10 protein-coding genes are annotated in these 16,720 nt (G+C 75.5%); 4 read left to right on the forward strand and 6 right to left on the reverse strand.

Going from position 1 to position 16,720, the window contains the following annotated elements:
- Window positions 1-72 precede the first annotated feature (72 nt).
- From trpB to LZG04_RS42615, 3 genes are read left to right on the forward strand one after another with little or no spacing between them, the layout of a single operon-like run.
- Window positions 73-1,224, forward strand: coding sequence for a tryptophan synthase subunit beta (gene trpB, locus LZG04_RS20560; protein ID WP_233819367.1), 1,152 nt, complete (start codon window positions 73-75; stop codon window positions 1,222-1,224).
- Window positions 1,221-2,018, forward strand: coding sequence for a tryptophan synthase subunit alpha (gene trpA / locus LZG04_RS20565; protein WP_233819368.1), 798 nt, complete (start codon window positions 1,221-1,223; stop codon window positions 2,016-2,018). The genes trpB and trpA overlap by 4 nt, the downstream gene beginning before the upstream one ends.
- Before the next feature lie 19 nt (window positions 2,019-2,037).
- Entirely contained in the window at window positions 2,038-2,814 is a 777-nt protein-coding gene (locus LZG04_RS42615) for a GntR family transcriptional regulator (RefSeq protein WP_233819369.1), read from the forward strand.
- A 33-nt stretch (window positions 2,815-2,847) separates the two neighbouring features.
- On the opposite strand, the gene LZG04_RS20575 is transcribed toward LZG04_RS42615, so the two are convergent.
- Window positions 2,848-3,771, reverse strand: a complete 924-nt coding sequence (locus LZG04_RS20575) for an RNA polymerase sigma-70 factor (protein ID WP_233819370.1) — start codon at window positions 3,769-3,771, stop codon at window positions 2,848-2,850.
- A 177-nt stretch (window positions 3,772-3,948) separates the two neighbouring features.
- Here LZG04_RS20575 and LZG04_RS20580 point away from each other — a divergent pair, with 177 nt between their 5' ends.
- Window positions 3,949-4,431, forward strand: coding sequence for a carboxymuconolactone decarboxylase family protein (locus LZG04_RS20580; protein WP_233819372.1), 483 nt, complete (start codon window positions 3,949-3,951; stop codon window positions 4,429-4,431).
- A 27-nt stretch (window positions 4,432-4,458) separates the two neighbouring features.
- Here LZG04_RS20580 and LZG04_RS20585 read toward each other — a convergent pair whose 3' ends face one another.
- The 5 genes from LZG04_RS20585 to LZG04_RS20605 are packed head-to-tail and all read right to left on the reverse strand — an operon-like array spanning window position 4,459 to window position 16,645.
- A complete protein-coding gene (locus tag LZG04_RS20585) occupies window positions 4,459-6,201 on the reverse strand; it encodes a hypothetical protein (RefSeq protein ID WP_233819374.1) in 1,743 nt (580 codons plus the stop codon).
- A complete protein-coding gene (locus LZG04_RS20590; RefSeq protein ID WP_233819376.1) occupies window positions 6,198-9,836 on the reverse strand; it encodes a DUF5682 family protein in 3,639 nt (1,212 codons plus the stop codon). Before LZG04_RS20590 ends, LZG04_RS20585 begins: the two co-directional genes overlap by 4 nt.
- Window positions 9,817-10,962 (reverse strand): AAA family ATPase, encoded by a 1,146-nt coding sequence (locus LZG04_RS20595; protein ID WP_233819377.1) that lies wholly within the window; start codon window positions 10,960-10,962, stop codon window positions 9,817-9,819. The genes LZG04_RS20590 and LZG04_RS20595 overlap by 20 nt, the downstream gene beginning before the upstream one ends.
- The gene (locus LZG04_RS20600; protein WP_233819378.1) at window positions 10,959-15,767 is read right to left on the reverse strand and encodes a hypothetical protein; all 4,809 of its coding nucleotides are present in this window, start codon (window positions 15,765-15,767) and stop codon (window positions 10,959-10,961) included. The genes LZG04_RS20595 and LZG04_RS20600 overlap by 4 nt, the downstream gene beginning before the upstream one ends.
- Window positions 15,764-16,645: a DUF4132 domain-containing protein gene (locus tag LZG04_RS20605; protein WP_233819379.1), complete on the reverse strand. Its 882-nt coding sequence runs from the start codon at window positions 16,643-16,645 to the stop codon at window positions 15,764-15,766. The genes LZG04_RS20600 and LZG04_RS20605 overlap by 4 nt, the downstream gene beginning before the upstream one ends.
- Window positions 16,646-16,720: the final 75 nt, after the last annotated feature.

The raw sequence follows: 16,720 nt of genomic DNA on the forward strand, positions 1-16,720 counted from the left end.
CGTCGCGTCTTGCCATCGTCGGGTGAGAGTTCTAGAGTTCTAGAAGTGTCCGTTGATGGAGTTACCGGCGTGATGCGCGCACCCGACGCGGCCGGTCGGTTCGGGAGGTTCGGCGGGCGTTACCTGCCGGAGGCACTGGTGCCCGCCGCACAGGCGGTGGAGGCGACGTTCCGCGAGGCGTGGGCCGACCCGGCGTTCACCGCGGAGTACCGGCGGCTGCTGGCGACGTACGTGGGCCGGCCGACGCCGGTGACCGAGTGCGAGCGGTTGTCTCAGGTGCTGGGCGTGCGGGTGCTGCTGAAGCGGGAGGACCTCGCGCACACCGGGTCACACAAGATCAACAACGTGCTGGGGCAGGCGTTGCTGGCCCGGCGCATGGGCAAGCGGAAGCTGATCGCCGAGACCGGAGCGGGCCAGCACGGCGTGGCCACGGCCACCGCCGCCGCGCTGCTCGGGCTGGCGTGCACGGTCTACATGGGGCACACCGACGTGCGGCGGCAGGCGGTGAACGTCTTCCGGATGGAGCTGCTCGGCGCGGAAGTCGTGCCCGTGACCTCGGCGAACGGCGTCGGCACGCTGAAGGAGGCGACCAACGGCGCGCTGCGCGCGTGGGTGAACGAGACGGAGCACGCCCACTACTGCGTCGGCTCGACGATGGGTCCGCACCCGTACCCGTGGATGGTCCGGGAGTTCCAGCGGGTCATCGGCGACGAAGCCCGTGCCCAGTGCGCGGAACCGCCGGACGTGGTGGTCGCCTGCGTGGGTGGCGGGTCCAACGCGGCGGGCACGTTCGCCGGGTTCGTGGACACACCGGCCCGGCTGGTCGGGGTGGAGGCCGCCGGCGGCAGCGCGGTCGAGAAGGGCAAGCTCGGCGTGCTGCATGGGTTCATGTCGCACTTCCTCCAGGACGACGACAGCCAGGTGCTCGAAGCGCACTCGATCTCGGCCGGGCTGGACTACCCGGGCGTGGGGCCCGAGCACGCGCACCTGGCCGAGACCGGCCGAGTGCGGTACACGAGCGTGACCGACGAGCAGGCGCTGCGGGCGTTGAAGCTGGTCACCCGGACCGAGGGGATCCTGCCCGCGCTGGAGTCGGCGCACGCGCTGGCGTGGGTGGTCGACGCCGCCGCGACCGGTGAGCTGGCGGCCGGGTCGACGGTGCTGGTCACGCTGTCGGGGCGGGGCGACAAGGACATCCAGCAGATCAGGGAGCACCTGCGATGAGCACGGCGTTGGACTTGCGGGCAGACGGGCCGCCGCTGGTGATCCCGTACGTGATGGCGGGCGTCGTACCCGACTGGCTGGACCTCGTGCGGGGTGCGGCGGAGGCCGGCGCGGACGCGGTCGAGATCGGCCTGCCGTTCTCCGACCCGATGCTGGACGGACCCACCGTGCAGCGGGCCGCCGCCCTGTCCGCCGCCCGCGGCGGCAGGCCCAGGCCCTTGCTGGACGAGCTGGCCGGGCTCGACGTGGGCGTGCCGCTGGTCGTGATGACCTACGCGAACGTGGCGATGACGTTGACGCCCGACCGCGGGGTCGCCGGTTTCGTCGAGCACCTGGCGTCGGTGGGCGTGCGGGGTGTGATCGTGCCGGACCTGCCGCTGGAGGAGTCGGCGGAGTACCGGGCGCGCGCGGCCGAGGCCGGGGTCGCCGCGGTGCTGCTGGCCGCGCCCTCGTGCGGTGACGACCGGTGCCGCGAGATCGCGCGGGCGTCCGCCGGGTTCGTGTACTGCATGAGCTCGATGCGGGTCACCGGTGAACGCGCCGACCTCGCCGCCACGGCCGGCCAGACGGCCCGACGGGTGAAGGCGGTGACCGACCTGCCCGTGGTGACCGGTTTCGGCATCTCCGCGGTGGAACACGCGGTTCAAGCGTGCGAGGACGCCGACGGTGTCGTGATCGGCTCGGTGCTGATGCGGATGCTGGTCGACGGCGCGCCCGTGGCCGAGGTCGTGGAGGAGGTGGCCGCGTACCGCCGGGCGCTATCCTCCGTGCACCACTCCCCCGCGGGGGGCTGAGAGTCGGGGGTGCCCACCGGTGGACGACGGGCGGCGCACGGGCCGCGAGTACGGGGCGCGCGTGCCCAAGTACCTCGCGATCTACCGGGAGCTGGCCGACCGGATCGCCGACGGCCGCTACCCGGCCGACGCGCCGCTGCCCGCGCAACGGGAGCTGGTCGACGAGTTCGACGTCTCGTTGATGACGGTCCGCCAGGCGATCCAGGCGCTGGAGGCCGACGGGTTGCTGGAGACCCGGCACGGGGTGGGCACGTTCGTGCGGCGGCCCTCGTTCGCCTACGACCTCACCGGGTTGCGGAGCCTGTCGCAGGACCTGGTCGAGCAGGGCATCGAGCTGGAGACCGAGGTGTTGGACGCGCGGCTCGTCGTGCCGCCGGGTGACGTGGCCGCCCGGTTGGGCCTCGCCCAGGGTGGCCGGGTGCTGGCGGTCGAGAGGCTGCGCAGCACCCGGCCGTCCTCGGTGCCGCTGTTGTTGCAGACGTCGTACCTGCCGGAGGCGATCGGGGCGCGGATCGGCGTGGACGACCTGCGCGACCGGTCCCTGTACCGGTTGTTGGCCGACTCGGGGCGGCCGGTGCGCGAGGCGAGCGAGACGATCCAGGCGGTGGCGCTGACCGCCGAGCAGGCCCGGGTACTGCGGCGGGAGCCGGGTTCGCCCGCTCTGCTCAGCTCCCGGCTCAGCCGGGGCGAGCACGGCACGCCGCTGGTGGACGACCGCGCCGTGCTCGTCGGCGACACGGTGATCACCGCGGAGCGCGCGGCGACCGGCACCAACCTCGCCTACGAACACCGCTGACGACGCCCGGACCCCGGCCGCGCCGCCACCACCTCAGCGCCCCAGGCTCGTCCCGTGCTCCAGGTGCGCGAGCTTCGCCGGGTTGCGCACGGCGTACAGGCCGGTGACCTTGCCGTCGTCCACCCGCATCGCCACGACGGTGTCGACCTCGCCGTCGAACCGCAGGAGCAAGGCCGGGTGCCCGTTGACCTGCGCCGGCTGCAACGACCCCCGGGCCATCCGGCCCAACCCGGCGGCCAGCAGGCGGGCCACCTTGTCCGCGCCCACGACGGGCCGCGGCACGGCCCGCACGACCCCGCCGCCGTCGCCGAGGAAGACGACGTCCGGCGCGAGGACGTCGAGCAGCCCTTGCAGGTCGCCGGTCTCGACCGCGCGCTGGAACGCCGACAGCGCGTCACGGGTGGCGTCCGGGGAGACGGTGCCGCGCGGTCGGCGTTCGGCGACGTGCGCGCGGGCCCGGTGGGCGATCTGGCGGACGGCGGCCGGGCTCTTGTCCACGGCCTCGGCGATCTCGTCGTAGCCCAGGTCGAACACCTCGCGCAGCACGAACACCGCCCGCTCGGTCGGCGCGAGCGTCTCCAGCACCAGCAGCATCGCCATCGACACGCTGTCGGCCAGCTCCACGTCCTCGGCCACGTCCGGCGAGGTCAGCAACGGCTCGGGCAGCCACGGGCCGACGTAGGACTCCTTGCGCCGACCCAACGTCCGCAACCGCGTCAACGCCTGCCGGGTGGTGATCCGCACCAGGTACGCCCGCCGGTCCCGCACGGTGTCGAGGTCGACCGACACCCACCGCATCCACGTCTCCTGGAGCACGTCCTCGGCGTCGGCGGCCGAGCCGAGCATCTCGTACGCGACGGTGAACAGCAGGTTCCGGTGCGCGACGAACGTCTCGGTGGCGGAGTCCGAGCGGTCGTCCCCCGTGGTGCGCGTGGGCGCGGTCCGCGTGCCGGTCATGGTCGTCCCCTCGTCAGGTCTGGCGCGTCACCACCAGACACCGGTCACCGCCGATCTGTGACAGCGGGACGCGGCCGTCGCGGGGTGGCGCTCGTCACGCCGCCGAGTCGTCACGGGGAGCCCGTCGCCGGCATCTGGTGGTCGCCCCAACAAGCGCCGACGAGTGAGGACGACACCATGGAACCCCGCTTCAACCTGTTCGAGAACGAGTTCGCGGCCAAGTTCGCCAAGCGGTTCGCCGGCATGGCGACCGTGCTCGAGCAGTCGCCGCTGCCGAAGTCCACCCAAGAGCTGGTGTCGTTGCGCGCCAGCCAGATCAACGGCTGCGGCTGGTGCATCGACATGCACACCAAGGAGGCCGCGGCCGCCGGGGAGACCGCGGTGCGGCTGCACCTGGTCGCCGCCTGGCGCGAGTCGACCGTGTTCACCGAGGCCGAGCAGGCCGCGCTGGCGCTCGCCGAGGAGGGCACCCGGCTCGCCGACGCCCACCGGGGCGTGTCGGACGAGACGTGGGCCCTGGTGCGCGAGCACTACGACGACGACCAGATCGCCGCGCTGATCGCGCTGGTGGCGCTGATCAACGCGGCCAACCGGCTCGCGGTGATCGTGCACCAGCGGGGCGGCTCCTACGAGGCGGGCATGATGGCCGCCGCCCACTGACCGGTGAGCCCCGGACCGGTCCGGGGCTCACCGGGGTTCGACGGCGGTCAGCCACGCGCGACGGGCGGCGGCACGGGTGAACTCGCGGACGTGCAGCCCGGCGCGCAGCCACGCGGACGGGAAGTCGTCGCCCTCGTCGCGGACCACCCGGCCGAACGCGTCACGGCCCCGGTCGCGCGCGGCGTCGGCCAGGTCGGCCAGCAGGTCGGCGGTGGCGGTGAGGCCGTTGCGGGTGAGGGCCGCCACCTCGCGCTGGGCCGAGGCGACCGCGGCGACGGCACGTCCGCCGAGCGCGATGCGGTGCACCACGTTCTCCAGCGGGCGGACCGGGCGCGGGACGCGGTCGACCGGGTCGGGACGCGGCGGCAGTTCACGCGTGCCGTCGCCGGCGACGTGCGAGCGTTGCAGCCGGTCCAGGCCCAGGTCGACGTGGTGGCGCAGGTCGTCGGGCAGCTCGAGGTCGCCCGCGACGGCCAGCGCGACGGCGGTGCCGGGCCGGTCGGGCAGCAGCCGGGCCACCACTCGCAGCCGCAGGCCCGGCGCGTTCGCCAGGACCCGCAGGTTCTCCCGGGTCCGGTCGCGGTCGCCGACGAGGTCCAGCCGGGCCTCGTCGGTGGCCAGTCGCAGCGCGTCGCCCGCCGCGCCGAGCACGGTCCCCGTCACGAACAGCAGGTCCGCGCCGGCCGGGCGGTGGGAGTCGGGCCTGGTGTGCGCGTGGAAGGCGCGGGTGACCTGGTCGGCCAACGGCCGCGCCCACAGGCCCGCCAGCGGCGGCTCGTCCCACGACGCGGCGGACGCGGCCACCGCGCGCACGGCCTTGCCCGCGCCGAGCCGGTGGTCCGGGGACGCCGTGCCACCGGACAGCAGCAGCCCGCCACGGCCCAGGTCGCGCTGGCTCAGGCCGGATTCACCGATGGCCACCGGCCCGCTCGCGGCGGCGGCGACCCGTTCCGCGCCGCCCGGCATGATCGCGGGCACGGTCCACAGGCCGCCGGCGTCGTCGACCAGGTGCGTGACGACGCCGGCGTAACCCGAGGCGGCGACCACCACCTCGGTGCACAGGCCGTAGAGGCGCAGTGAACCGATCGGGCGGTACTCGCGCCGGGCCGTGCCGCGCAGCTCGGCCACCGGGCCGGTCGACGTGCCCAGGTCGTGGCACAGCAGCATCAGGTCGACCAGTTCGGCGGTCAGCTCCTCGCGGTCGAACGACGAGTCGCCCGACCGTGCGGCGGCCAGCGCGGTGGCGATGCGCAGGCCGTTCGCGGCGGCCCGGTGCAGGCCCGCGACCCGGGCGGTGTGCACGGCGCGCAGCAGTTCGGCCCGCACCACGGCACCGCTGCCGGTCGCTCCGGCGCGGAGCACGGTCGCACACGCCTGCCAGAGAGCGCTCGCCGCCGCACGCTCGTCCTCGGACGTCGTCTCGACCTGCCCGGGGTCCAGTTCGGCGGCGACCGGCTCGGTCGGGGCCTCGGTCGGGTCCGGCACGCCGTCGGAGACCTCCGCGGCGGCCACGGCGATACCTCGGTGCAGGCACTTCGGCGCGAGCAGGCAGCTGCACGCCAGGTCGTCGGCCGCCGTGAGCACGCCCGCGCGCAACGTCCAGGTGAGCGTGGTCTCGGCGTCGAGCGTGGCGCGGGCCGTGTCGGCGTCCGCGGTCACGGTCCACTCGGCCACCCGCCCCACCGAGGCGTCGACCCGCTTGCGCAGCCGGGGCGGCAGGGCGTCGAGCACGTCGCCCACCACCGCCGGGAACACCGGGGGCACGCTCATCCGCGCACCTTCTCCCCCACCCAGCGGGCCAGCTCCTGCGGGCTGAGCGCGGCGACCGGCATGCCCGCCGCGACCAGCGCGCCCGCTACCGACGTGGAGTAGCGGGCGACGCCGCGGTCGTCGAGGCTCGCGCAGCCGAGCACCGTCACACCGGACGTGACCAGCTCCCGCACCTGCGCGACGAGCGGCCCGACCGGACCGCCCTCCTCGAAGTCGCTGACCAGCACCACCATCGTCCTCTCCGGCACGGTCACGAGGGAACGGGCGTGGCGCAACGCTCCCGCGATGTGGGTGCCGCCGCCCACCCGGACCTCCAGCAGCAACGACAACGGGTCGGCCACCCGGTCGGTCAGGTCCACGACCTCGGTGGAGAACGCCAGGAAGTGCGTCGACAGCGCGGACACCCCGGCGAAGACGGACGCGGTCAGCGCCGACCACACCGTGGACGCCTCCATCGAGCCGGACACGTCGACCACCAGCACCAGCCGCCAGTCGTTCGCCTTGCGCCCGCGGGTGCGGAACACCGGTCGTTCCGGCACCACGACCACCCGGCCGCTGCCGTCCCGGCGCGCGGTGGCGAGGTTGGCGCGCAGGGTGCGGGGCAGGTCCAGCCGACCACCGGGCCGCCGGGTCGGCCGCGGCAGCTGGATGCCGGTCAACGCGGGCTTCACCCGGTTGGCCAGTTGTTCGGTCAGCTCGCGCACCAGCCGTGCCACCAACGGTCTCAGCCGGGCCAGCGCCGACTCCGACAACCCGCCCGCCAACGCCAGCACGTTGCGCAGCAGTTCGACGGACGGCCGGACCGACCCGGGATCGATCTCCAGCGCCGCCTCCAACCGCCCGCCTTCCGCCGCCGCGGCGAGCACCTCCTCGCGGACCCGCTCACCGAACAGCTCCCGCAACTCCTCCGACCACTCGCGCACGTCGGGGAACGGCGTGGAGCGGTCGGCACCGAGATCACCCCGCGCCGCCCCTTCACCACCGTCACGCCCGTACAACTCGTCCAACGCCGCCGCGAACCGCCCGACCCCGGCCGGCCGCTCACCGTTCGCCCCGAGCACGAGCCGCCACCGGATCCCGGCGGACAACGAACCGGCCTCCACCGACCCGGCGGCCGACGGCCCACCCCCGGCCGCCTCTACAACCACACCTCCAGCAGCCCGCCCACCGGCCGATCCGCCCGACGCCGCTCTTGCGCCGGCTCCCCCGACCGACCCCTCACCCACACCGGCCGCCCCGGACCGCGCAGCGCCCGCACCAGCGCTCTGCCCACCGGCCGATCCTTGCGGGCCGGCTACGCCGGACATCCCCTCTTCCCCGTCGGACCGCGCAGCACCCGCCCCAGCGCTCCCAGCGGTCTGTCCGCCGGCGGCACCGTCGGTCAGGTCACGCGTGCCCGCCGTCCTCGGGCCGCGCGGCGACCGCAGGCCGTGGGCCCGCAACACCTCCACCGCCGCGTGCTCGGCGTCCAACCACCCCGCCAGCAGTTCCGGGTCCGGGGCGCCGACCACGTCCACCCGTTCACCCGAACGCTCCTCCACGACCGCCAGCACCCGGGCCCGCGCGGCCGGTCCGACCGTCGTGAACGCACCCCGCAGCGCCGGCAGCCGGTCGAGGAAGTCGCGGTCCGCCAAACGCTCCACCCGGTCCAGCAACGGCGACAGCGCCTCCGGCGTCTCCAGCAACGGCCCGGCCGCCGCCAGCACACCGGTCAGCGCGCGGCGCAGCACACCCCGCCCCTCGAGTGTCGTCGCACCGTCCACCCACGACGCCACCCGCTCCCCCAGCGCCGCGGCGGGCACCAACCCGAGCAGCACCCGAGCGGCACCGGCCGCGCCGGCGATCAGCGGCGCACCCGTGTCGGCCAACGTCCGCAGGCACGCCGCCAGCCGCAGCCCGTGCGCCTGCGGCCGCTGCCCCAGTTCCACCAACGCCCGCGCGTCCTCGACGTCCTCCGACCCGGCGAGCCCGACGAGCCCGGCCACCGCCGCCGTCTCCAGTTCGCCCGCCAGCGACGGGTGCGCGTCGAGCACGTCACCGGGCGTCCCGGGCACGTGACCGGCGCGCAACCGGTCCAGCAGGTCCAACGCCGACAGCAGCTCCCGCACCGTCGCCGACGACGGCAGGACGGTCGCCGCGTCGGCCAGCACCGCGTCCACCATCCCCGGCAACCCGCACCGCGCCGCATCGACCAGGTCGACCAGCACCGCGGCGGGCGTCGGTTCACGTTCCGCCCGTCGGGCGCGCAGCCGGCCGAACGCGGCCAGCTCCAACGTCGCGCCCCACAGCCCCGCCACCGGCAACGTGGCCGCCGTCGCCGGGGTCCACGCCACCGTCCAGCGGGTGGTGAGCGCGTCACCCCCGCCGACACCCGTGGTCGCGGTCTCCTCGGCGTAGGTCACGCCCAGCACGGTCAACCGCCGCAACGCCACCTCGCGCCGCGCGTCCAGCTCCGACCGCAGCGGGTCCAGCCGCAACGACACCGGCTCCCGCGAGTCCGGCCCCGGCAACCGCAGCGACGCCACCAGCGCCTCCACCGCCGGTGCCAGACCGGACCGGGGCGTGCCGGGAGCGAGCACCCCGGTCCGACGCCCGACCAGCACGTCACCGGCGGCCCGCGCCACCACCCGGCCGCGGCCCAGCGGCTCGGCGTGCGTCAGCACGGTCTGCACCGCCTCCACCAGCTCGCCACGACCGGGCGCGGGCAGGCCGCGCAGCCGGGCCAGGTCTACGGCCAGCCGCAACGCCTCCCGCGCCTCACCGGGACCGGCCGGGTGGCCCAGCTCCCGCACCCGCGCGCAGATCCGCACGATCACCGACGCGGCGGCGGCCTCCACCGCGTCCGGGTCACCGGCCGCCTCCAGCACGGCCTGCTGCCACTCCGGGTCGCGGATGCCCGCCGGGTAGCCGGACCGCTCGTCCAGCAACGCGAACCCGTACGGCACCAACGACGTGACGATGTCGGCGGCGGCCGGCTCCGAGGTGTCCACCGGCCCGTCCAGCAGCGCCGCCGCGTGGAACGACCCCACCACCGCCGCGCACCGCCGCTCGCCCACGTCCCGCACGGCGCGTCGCATCCACGCCTCCCGGCGCAGGTCGTAGGGGTCGACGACGGCGTCCTGGCGGAACGCCCAGCCCACCATCAACGCCGCCCGCCGCACCGCCTCGGGTGTCTGGCCCGGCGCGGCGGCCTCGACCAGCCGGTCCCACAGGTCCTCGCCGTCACGGCCGGTGATCGCGCCGCGCAACGCATCGGTCAACGGCGACGGGCCCCGCTCCCCCACCCGGTGCCCGTCACCGCGCGCCGCGAGCGGCAGGTCGCACGGCCGCACCTCGACGCCGTGGCGGCGCGCCCACCGGATCGCCGCCAGCTCGGGCGAGAAGTCCGCGAACGGGTAGAACGCCGGCTCGCCGCCGGGCGACGCGCCGGACAGCGCGACCGGTGCGACCAGGTCGGGGTCGGCCAGGTACGGCAGCCACTCGCCCAGCTCCTGCGGCAGCTCCACCAGCAGCACCTCGGGCGCGAACGCGTCCAGCAGGGCGGGCACCACCGCGGCCAGCGCGGGCGAGTGGTGCCGCACCCCGATCAGGTACGGGTGCCGGTGGTCGGCCAGCTCACGCATCGAGGACGTCACGGAGTTCCCACAGCCGTCGCCAGGTGCGCGCGCCGGACTCGGCCCGCCGCCGCACCGCGCCGTCCCAGTAGCCGAGCAGCCGGGCCGCGTCGCTCGGGTCGTCCTTGCGGACCACGCCGAGCAGGTGGCCGGGCAACAGCGACAGCGGATCCCGGTCGCCCGGGAAGTACGCGCCGGCCAACCCGAGCGAGGTGGCGACCGACACCGCCTCCGCCGTGCTCATCACGGTCGACGGCCGCTCGACCGCCCAGCCCTCCTCCGACACGCCGTTGCGCAGGTCCCGGAACGCGGTGACCAGCACCTCCAGCACCACGTCGTCCACCGCGAAAGGTGCGCTGACCCGGTCCAGCGCGGCACTGGCCTGCCGCCGCACCAACGCCGTCTCGGCGGCCAGGTCGCCGATCGGCCCCACGTTCTCGAAGTTGAACCGCCGCTTCAACGCCGCCGACATCTCCGACACGCCCCGGTCGCGCAGGTTCGCCGTGGCGATCACGGTGAAGCCGGGCGCGGCGTGCACGGTCGCGCCGTCCGTGCCGGACAGCTCGGGTACGGCGATGCGCCGGTCCGACAGGATCGACACGAGCGCGTCCTGCACCTCCGGCAGGCACCGGGTGACCTCCTCGACCCGCACCACGCCGCCGCCGCGCATCGCGGTGAGCACCGGCGACGGCACCAGCGCGCGCGGGCTCGGCCCTTCGGCCAGCAGCAACGCGTAGTTCCAGCCGTAGCGCAACTGGTCCTCGGTCGTGCCCGCGGTGCCCTGCACGACCAGCTGGCTGCTGCCGGACACGGCGGCGGCGAGCAGTTCGGACAGCATCGACTTGGCCGTGCCGGGCTCGCCGACCAGCAGCAGCCCCCGTTCGCCCGCCAGCGTCACCACGGCCCGCTCCACCAGCGCCCGTTCGCCGACGAACTTCGGGCTGATCGCCAGCCGGGACGGCACGCCGTCCGCCGACGCACCCTTGGGCAGCGCCAGCACCTCGCCGCTGCCCATCACGAACGTGACGACGGCACGCGGGGTGAGCCGCCACCCCGGCGGGCGGGGGCCGCTGTCGTAGGCGGCGAGGAACGCCAACTCCTCGCGGTAGGCGTCCTCCGCCGGTTCGACCTGCCTCGCTGCGGTCACCTGCGTCCTCCGGTCTTGAGCTCTTCGTATGCGGGCGCGTCGCCGTCGAGCACCCGTTGCCAGGCGCGGGCGAACAGGTCGGCGACGGGTTCGAGCGGCACGATGACGCCGCGACGGCCCTCGACGTGGTCGAACATCGGCGCTTTCCACGACTCCAGCGGCAGGTGCGGCGCGGACAGCGCCAACCACCCGCCGGGCAGGAACAGCGACCGCCCGGCCCGCGCGCGCTTCGCGGTGAGCACGAGGTCGGTCTCGGCCAGCGCGGCGCGGGCCTGGCGCAGCCGGGCGGGTTTCCAGCCGGTCCACCGCGCCACGTTGGCGTCGGTCGGGTCGGGCAGGGCCAGCAGTTGCAGGTACAGCGCCGCCGCGTCCTCGGTCAGGCCGAACCGCGTCGCGACCTCCGCGACCAGCGCGGGCACGGACACCGTCGGGTCCTGGTGGTAGCTGGCCGGGTCGACGCCGTCGGACGCCGGGACCGCGCACAGGGCGGTGAGGCGGTCGTCGGCCAACCGGTCCAGCAGCGGCAGCACGTCCCGCGCGCCGGTCAGCTCCACCACGGCGACGAGGAGGTCGCGGTCGGCCGGCCCCACCAGGCCCGGCCTGGCCACCAACCGGCAGTGCGCCTCGCCCGCGCGCGCCAGCTCCAGCCAGTCGCGATAGGAGTGGACGCCGTCGGGCGGCACCTCGACCCCGAGCAGCGCCTCGACCTTCTCCACCGCGACCCACGTGCCGAGGGCCACCGCGAAGCCGGGGTGCGCGACCCGCTGCCGCGCCAGCGCCAACGCCTCGGGCAGCCGCGCCCGCAGCGGCGAGCCCGCCGGCAGCCGGTGCGCCAGCCACGACAGCACCTGCGGGACCACCCACAGGGTCGTGCGGTCGAACCCCTTCGGGTTGCGGGCCTCCAGCCCCGCGCCGGTGAACGTCAACTCGGCGTCCTCGGTGAGCCACGGCGTGAGGTCGGGGTTGACCGCACCCGCCACGTGCTCACCGGGGTTCGGCACCGCCAGCAGCTTCGCCGCGTCGGTGAGGACGTCGTCCGGCACCGGCGACCGGCGGCCCATCCGGGCCACCCACACCTCGGCGAGCGCGGCCACGTCCGGGCCGCCGGTCCACAGGTCGGCCGGGTCGGCGGGCACGGCCGCGGCGACGAGCTCCAGCCGGAACCAGCCGGCCAGCCGGCGGAACCGCTCCTGGGCGGCCTTGGCGCCGCCCGAGGACAGGCCGAGCAGCCGCCGGTCGTCGGTGGCGAGGAAGTTCGCGTCCCGCCGGTCCACGCCGGGCAGCCCGGCCAGCAGCAGGATCGCCTCGGCCGTGCTGAGGCCGGTGCGCTCCACCAGCGCGGGCACCGCGTCGGGGAACCACGGCGCGGGGCCGCGCTCGGCGAGCACTTCCAGGAACCGGGCCACCCGCTCCGGCCCGAACGGCGTGCGCACCTCCTCGGCCGACTCCAGCGTCCAGTTCTTCGGCAGCTCGAACGCACCGGGCGTGCGGCTGTGCTGCACGCCTTCGAACCGGCTGCCGGGCTCGTGGCGCCACCGGGTCTCGAACAGGGCGATGAACCCGTCGCCCACCGGCGTCACCCGGTTCATCGGGTTCGCCTGCCCGTCGGGGACGACCACGGCGACGGTGCGCCAGTGCCCGGCGTCGTCGGCCAGACCGCTGTCCGCGACCGACCGCAGCACGAGCGCCAGCGCGGCCCGCTCGTCGTCCGACGCGAGCGGCGACGCGGCGCGGTGGGCCAACGCGGCCAGGTGCGGCAGCACGTCGAACCAGCGCGGCGCGTTCGACGGGTTCAGGGTCCGTCCCTCGGGCCGCGCGGCCGCCTCGCCGAGCGCCGCGATCAACGCGGGCAGCGTCGTGGGCACCGGGCCGCGCGAGGTGTAGGACCGGTAGCCGCCGAACCAGTTGAGCGCGGCGTTGACCTGGTCCTCGCTGACCTCGGGTCCGACGGGCGCGAGGACCGGGTCGACCTCCCGGGCCGCCGCGGCGATCTCGGCGTAACCCCGCAACGAGCGCTCCAGCTCCGCAGCGCGCCGGACCACGTCCACCACGCCGGAGAGCAGCGCCGGGTGGCTGAGGCCGGGCAGGGCCGCGGCCACGACGTCGGCGAGCCGACCCCGCTCGCCCTTGAGCAGCGCGGTCAGCCGCTCGCGGACCGTGCGCTTGTCCGGCTCGTCCTCCCGGGCGGCGGCGAGCATCCGGTCCACCGCCTCCCTCGTCACGGCGCGCAGCGCGGTGGAACCGGCCTCGTCCCGGGGACGCAGCAGGTGCCACCAGTCCAGCGGCGGCACCAGCGGAGTGCCCGTCGCGTACCGCGGGTGCCGCGCCGAGGCCGACACGGCGGCGAGCCGGACGCCGTTCGAGTCGAACAGCACCATCGCCTCGCGCCCGCCGGTCAGCGTGACCTCGGCACCACCCGGCAACCGCACCACGCCGGTCGGGCAGGCCGGGGTCCGGGCGGCCCGGCGGCCGTCGACGCCCTCGCCGACGTGCGAGCCGTCCGCCTCCCGGCGCACCCGCCAGCCGTGCAGGCCGTCCGCCGCGCCCAACGGGCTGTGCTCGGTCTCGGGCAGCGCCGGCCGCAGGTCGCAGGAGTCGAGCACGAGCGCCGCGCCGTCGGCGGCGAAGTCCTCCACGAACCGGGGCAGGCTCGCCCGGCCGCGCTGACCCGTGGCCGGGTCGACCTCGAGCCAGCGGAACGCCCGGTCCAGCCACGCCCCGGTCCACACGGTCGTGCCGTCGCCGTGCGCCTCCACCGGCCCCGACACGTCGGTGTCACCGGGGTGCACGGCCCGCCCGCCGGCGAACCGGCCGCCGCCGGGCAGCGCGATCGACGCCGCCGGCGCGGAGTTGCGGTAGTAGCCGCGGCCGTCGCCGATCGCGAAGACGCGGTCCGGCGCGTCGCTCCAGTACGCCAGCTCGCCCTCGGGGCCCTGCCAGCGGACCAGCAGCACCCCGTCGACCCACGCCGTGGTCGGCGCGAAGCCCCAGCGGCTGCGCGCGTCGGCCGGGATGCGGGAGACGTGCTCGGCCAGCACGCCGTCCGGGCCGACCACCACGAACGTCTCGCCGCGGCGCAGCACCAGCGCGGGCCACCCCTCGCCGCACACGACCACGGGGTCGTCCTTGGCCGCGCCCGCCTGCGCCAGGCGCTCGGCCGCCGCTTCGAGGGCGGGCCAGCCCAGTTCGTCCAGCAGGCCGCCGCGCAACGTCGTGTGCAACGCCGCGGCGACGTCGGTGCGGGCCAGGGCCTCGGCCGCCTCGGGCACGTCCACGTATGCCTCGGGCAGCCGCAGCACGGCCAGCTTGTCGAGGTGGTCGGACAGGTCCGGCAGGCCGGTGGGCGCGACGCTCCCGGCGTGCGCGCGGATCCACGAGGCCAGCGCGCCGCGCAGGCCCGGCACGGCCATCGCGGACGTCAGCACCTCCTTGGCCACGGCCGTCGAGCGGAGGTTGCCGCGGGCGTGCGCGACTACGCCCTCGCCGAGCGAGCGGCCGAACCTCTCCGACGCGGCCAGCGCCGCGAGGTCGCGGCGGCCCGGCGCGTCGTCGGCCAGCCACCGCGTCACGTCGAGCTGCTGGTGGCGGTCGGCGTCCGCGATCGGCACGTCCCGCGCCACCAGCAGGTCCAGCACGTCCAGGTCGCCCTGGTGCCAGTGCCGCAGCGCCCGGACCGGCACGGCGTCGGCGGCCAACCGGCCCGCCATCGCCTCGACCAGCTCCAGCAGCCGCACCGAGCGCGCCACGCCCCGCCAGCCCGACGCGCGCACCGCCAGGACCGACGACAGCCACTCGGCCGCGTCTACCTCGACCTCGTCCGGCCCGACCAGGGCGCGCGTCGCGCCGCAGTCGGTCAGGATCTCCAGCCACGTCTCCAACACGGAGTCCGAGTCGGGCACGAACGACAGCAACCGGCCGCGCACCTCCGCGTCGGCCGAGGCCAGCGCCACCAGCGAAGCGCGGTAGGCCTTCCAGAACGCGCCGCCCGCCCGGCTGATCGCGGAACTGTCCAGGATCGCCCGCAGCAGCCGCTGGTCCTCGGCCGTGAGGTCGCGCTTGGCCGCCTTCGCCAACCGCCGCAGGTCCTCCGGCATGCCCGTGTACGGCGGCAAGCCACCCCGCGTGCGCTCCACGCACAACGTGAAGAACAGCTCGTAGGCCGCGTCCGCGTCGTGCTTGCGGGCCAGGCCCTTGGCGTGGGCGGACAGCGACTTCGCGGTCAACGCGCCGGCGAACGCGAACTCCAGGAACACCTCGCGCGTGCGCTCGGGGTCGACCGCCAGGTCGTGCACCTCCTCCGCTTCGCGGGCCTTGCCGAACATGCTGGCCGCGTAGGTCGTGTTGCCGTGTTGCAGGAAGATCCGGCCGGCCTGCTCGTAGAACGTGGGCAGGAAGTGCGGCGCGGACCGGCCGAGCATCGCGCCCAGCGCGGTGAACCCGTCCTTCGCCGCGCCCGCCCGCGACTTGGCCGTGCGGGCCAGCCGCTCGACGTCCTTGACGAGGTTGAGCGCGTGGTGGGCGTTGGCCGGGTCGTGCACCAGCGCCCACGCGGGGAAGCCCATCGCGCTGCGCTTGCCGGTGCCGACCTCGGCGACCCGCGCGGGCGCGGCGAACCCGAGGTACTCGCAGGTGAGGTCTTCGGCGCGACCCAGCACGGCGGGCACCAGCCGCACCACGACGCGGCCGTCGAGGCCCTCGTGGGTGTAGTGGCGCGCGGTGATCGCGTCGCGGTCGTCGCCGACGTCCGCCGCGCCGGGCAGCACGGCGCCGGCCGACAGCAGGGCCTTCTGGCTCGGGTCGCTCACGGGGCCACCACCGCTTCCTCGACGACGCGACCGGCGTGGATCGCCGCCGCCATGCGCATCCCCTCGGACCACGCGACCGGTCCGACGTCGGACAGCGGCAGGCCGGTTCCGTCCTCCAGCGCCCACCTCAGCTCGCCGGTCCACGTCTCGCTCTCGGGGTAGTCCGAGCCGAGCCAGTAGCGGGCCTCCACCACCCGGCCGTCCTCGAACGCCGCGTAGACCGCGTCGCCGCCGCGCACCGGGTAGCCGAGCGTGCGGCAACGGCTCAACGCGTGGTTGAGCTGCTCGAACTTGCCGCCGGCGTAGTCGTCCACCGAGGTCTTGCCCGCCAGGCCGGCCGGGCGGGCGTACGTCCGCCGGAACAGCTGCTGCACCTTCTGCTCGACGCCGAGCTCCGCGCCGAACTCGCGCAGCTCCTCCAGGTCGTCCAGCAGCACCGGGTGCGGGATGCGCACCACCTCGGGCTTCAGGCGCCGGGTGTCGCCGTCGAGCGTGACCACGCCCAGCCCGCGCTCGGGGTCGGCGTCGCGCAGGAACCCGGTTTCGACGCCCGTGCCGTCATCGGCCGTGACGACGAGGTCACGCAGCGCTTCGGCCCACGCGGCGTCCGCCCAGACCTCCCCGATCAACGCGGCGGGCACCGGCAGGGAGCGCACCATCCAGCCGTCCACGGCGGCCAGGCACTCGGCCTTGTGCCGTGCCAGCCACTCGGCGAGCTGGCGCAGCTGGACCACACCGGGGTCGTCCTTGAGCGACGCGGGCACCGAGGACAGCACCTTGCCCTTGCCGTTGCGGGCTTGGACGCGCCCGTTCTCCCCGAGCCGCACCTGGTACCCGGCGGCGCGCCCGGATTGGGATTGGGCTTCCAGCCAGCTCACTGTTCCTCCTGCCGGTCGTTCACGACGTGTGGCGGGGAGGTTAGCGAGGGGGTCCGACAAAACGATCTCGGATGG

The organism is Saccharothrix sp. S26, assembly GCF_021390395.1.
Classification (GTDB): Bacteria; Actinomycetota; Actinomycetes; order Mycobacteriales; family Pseudonocardiaceae; genus Actinosynnema.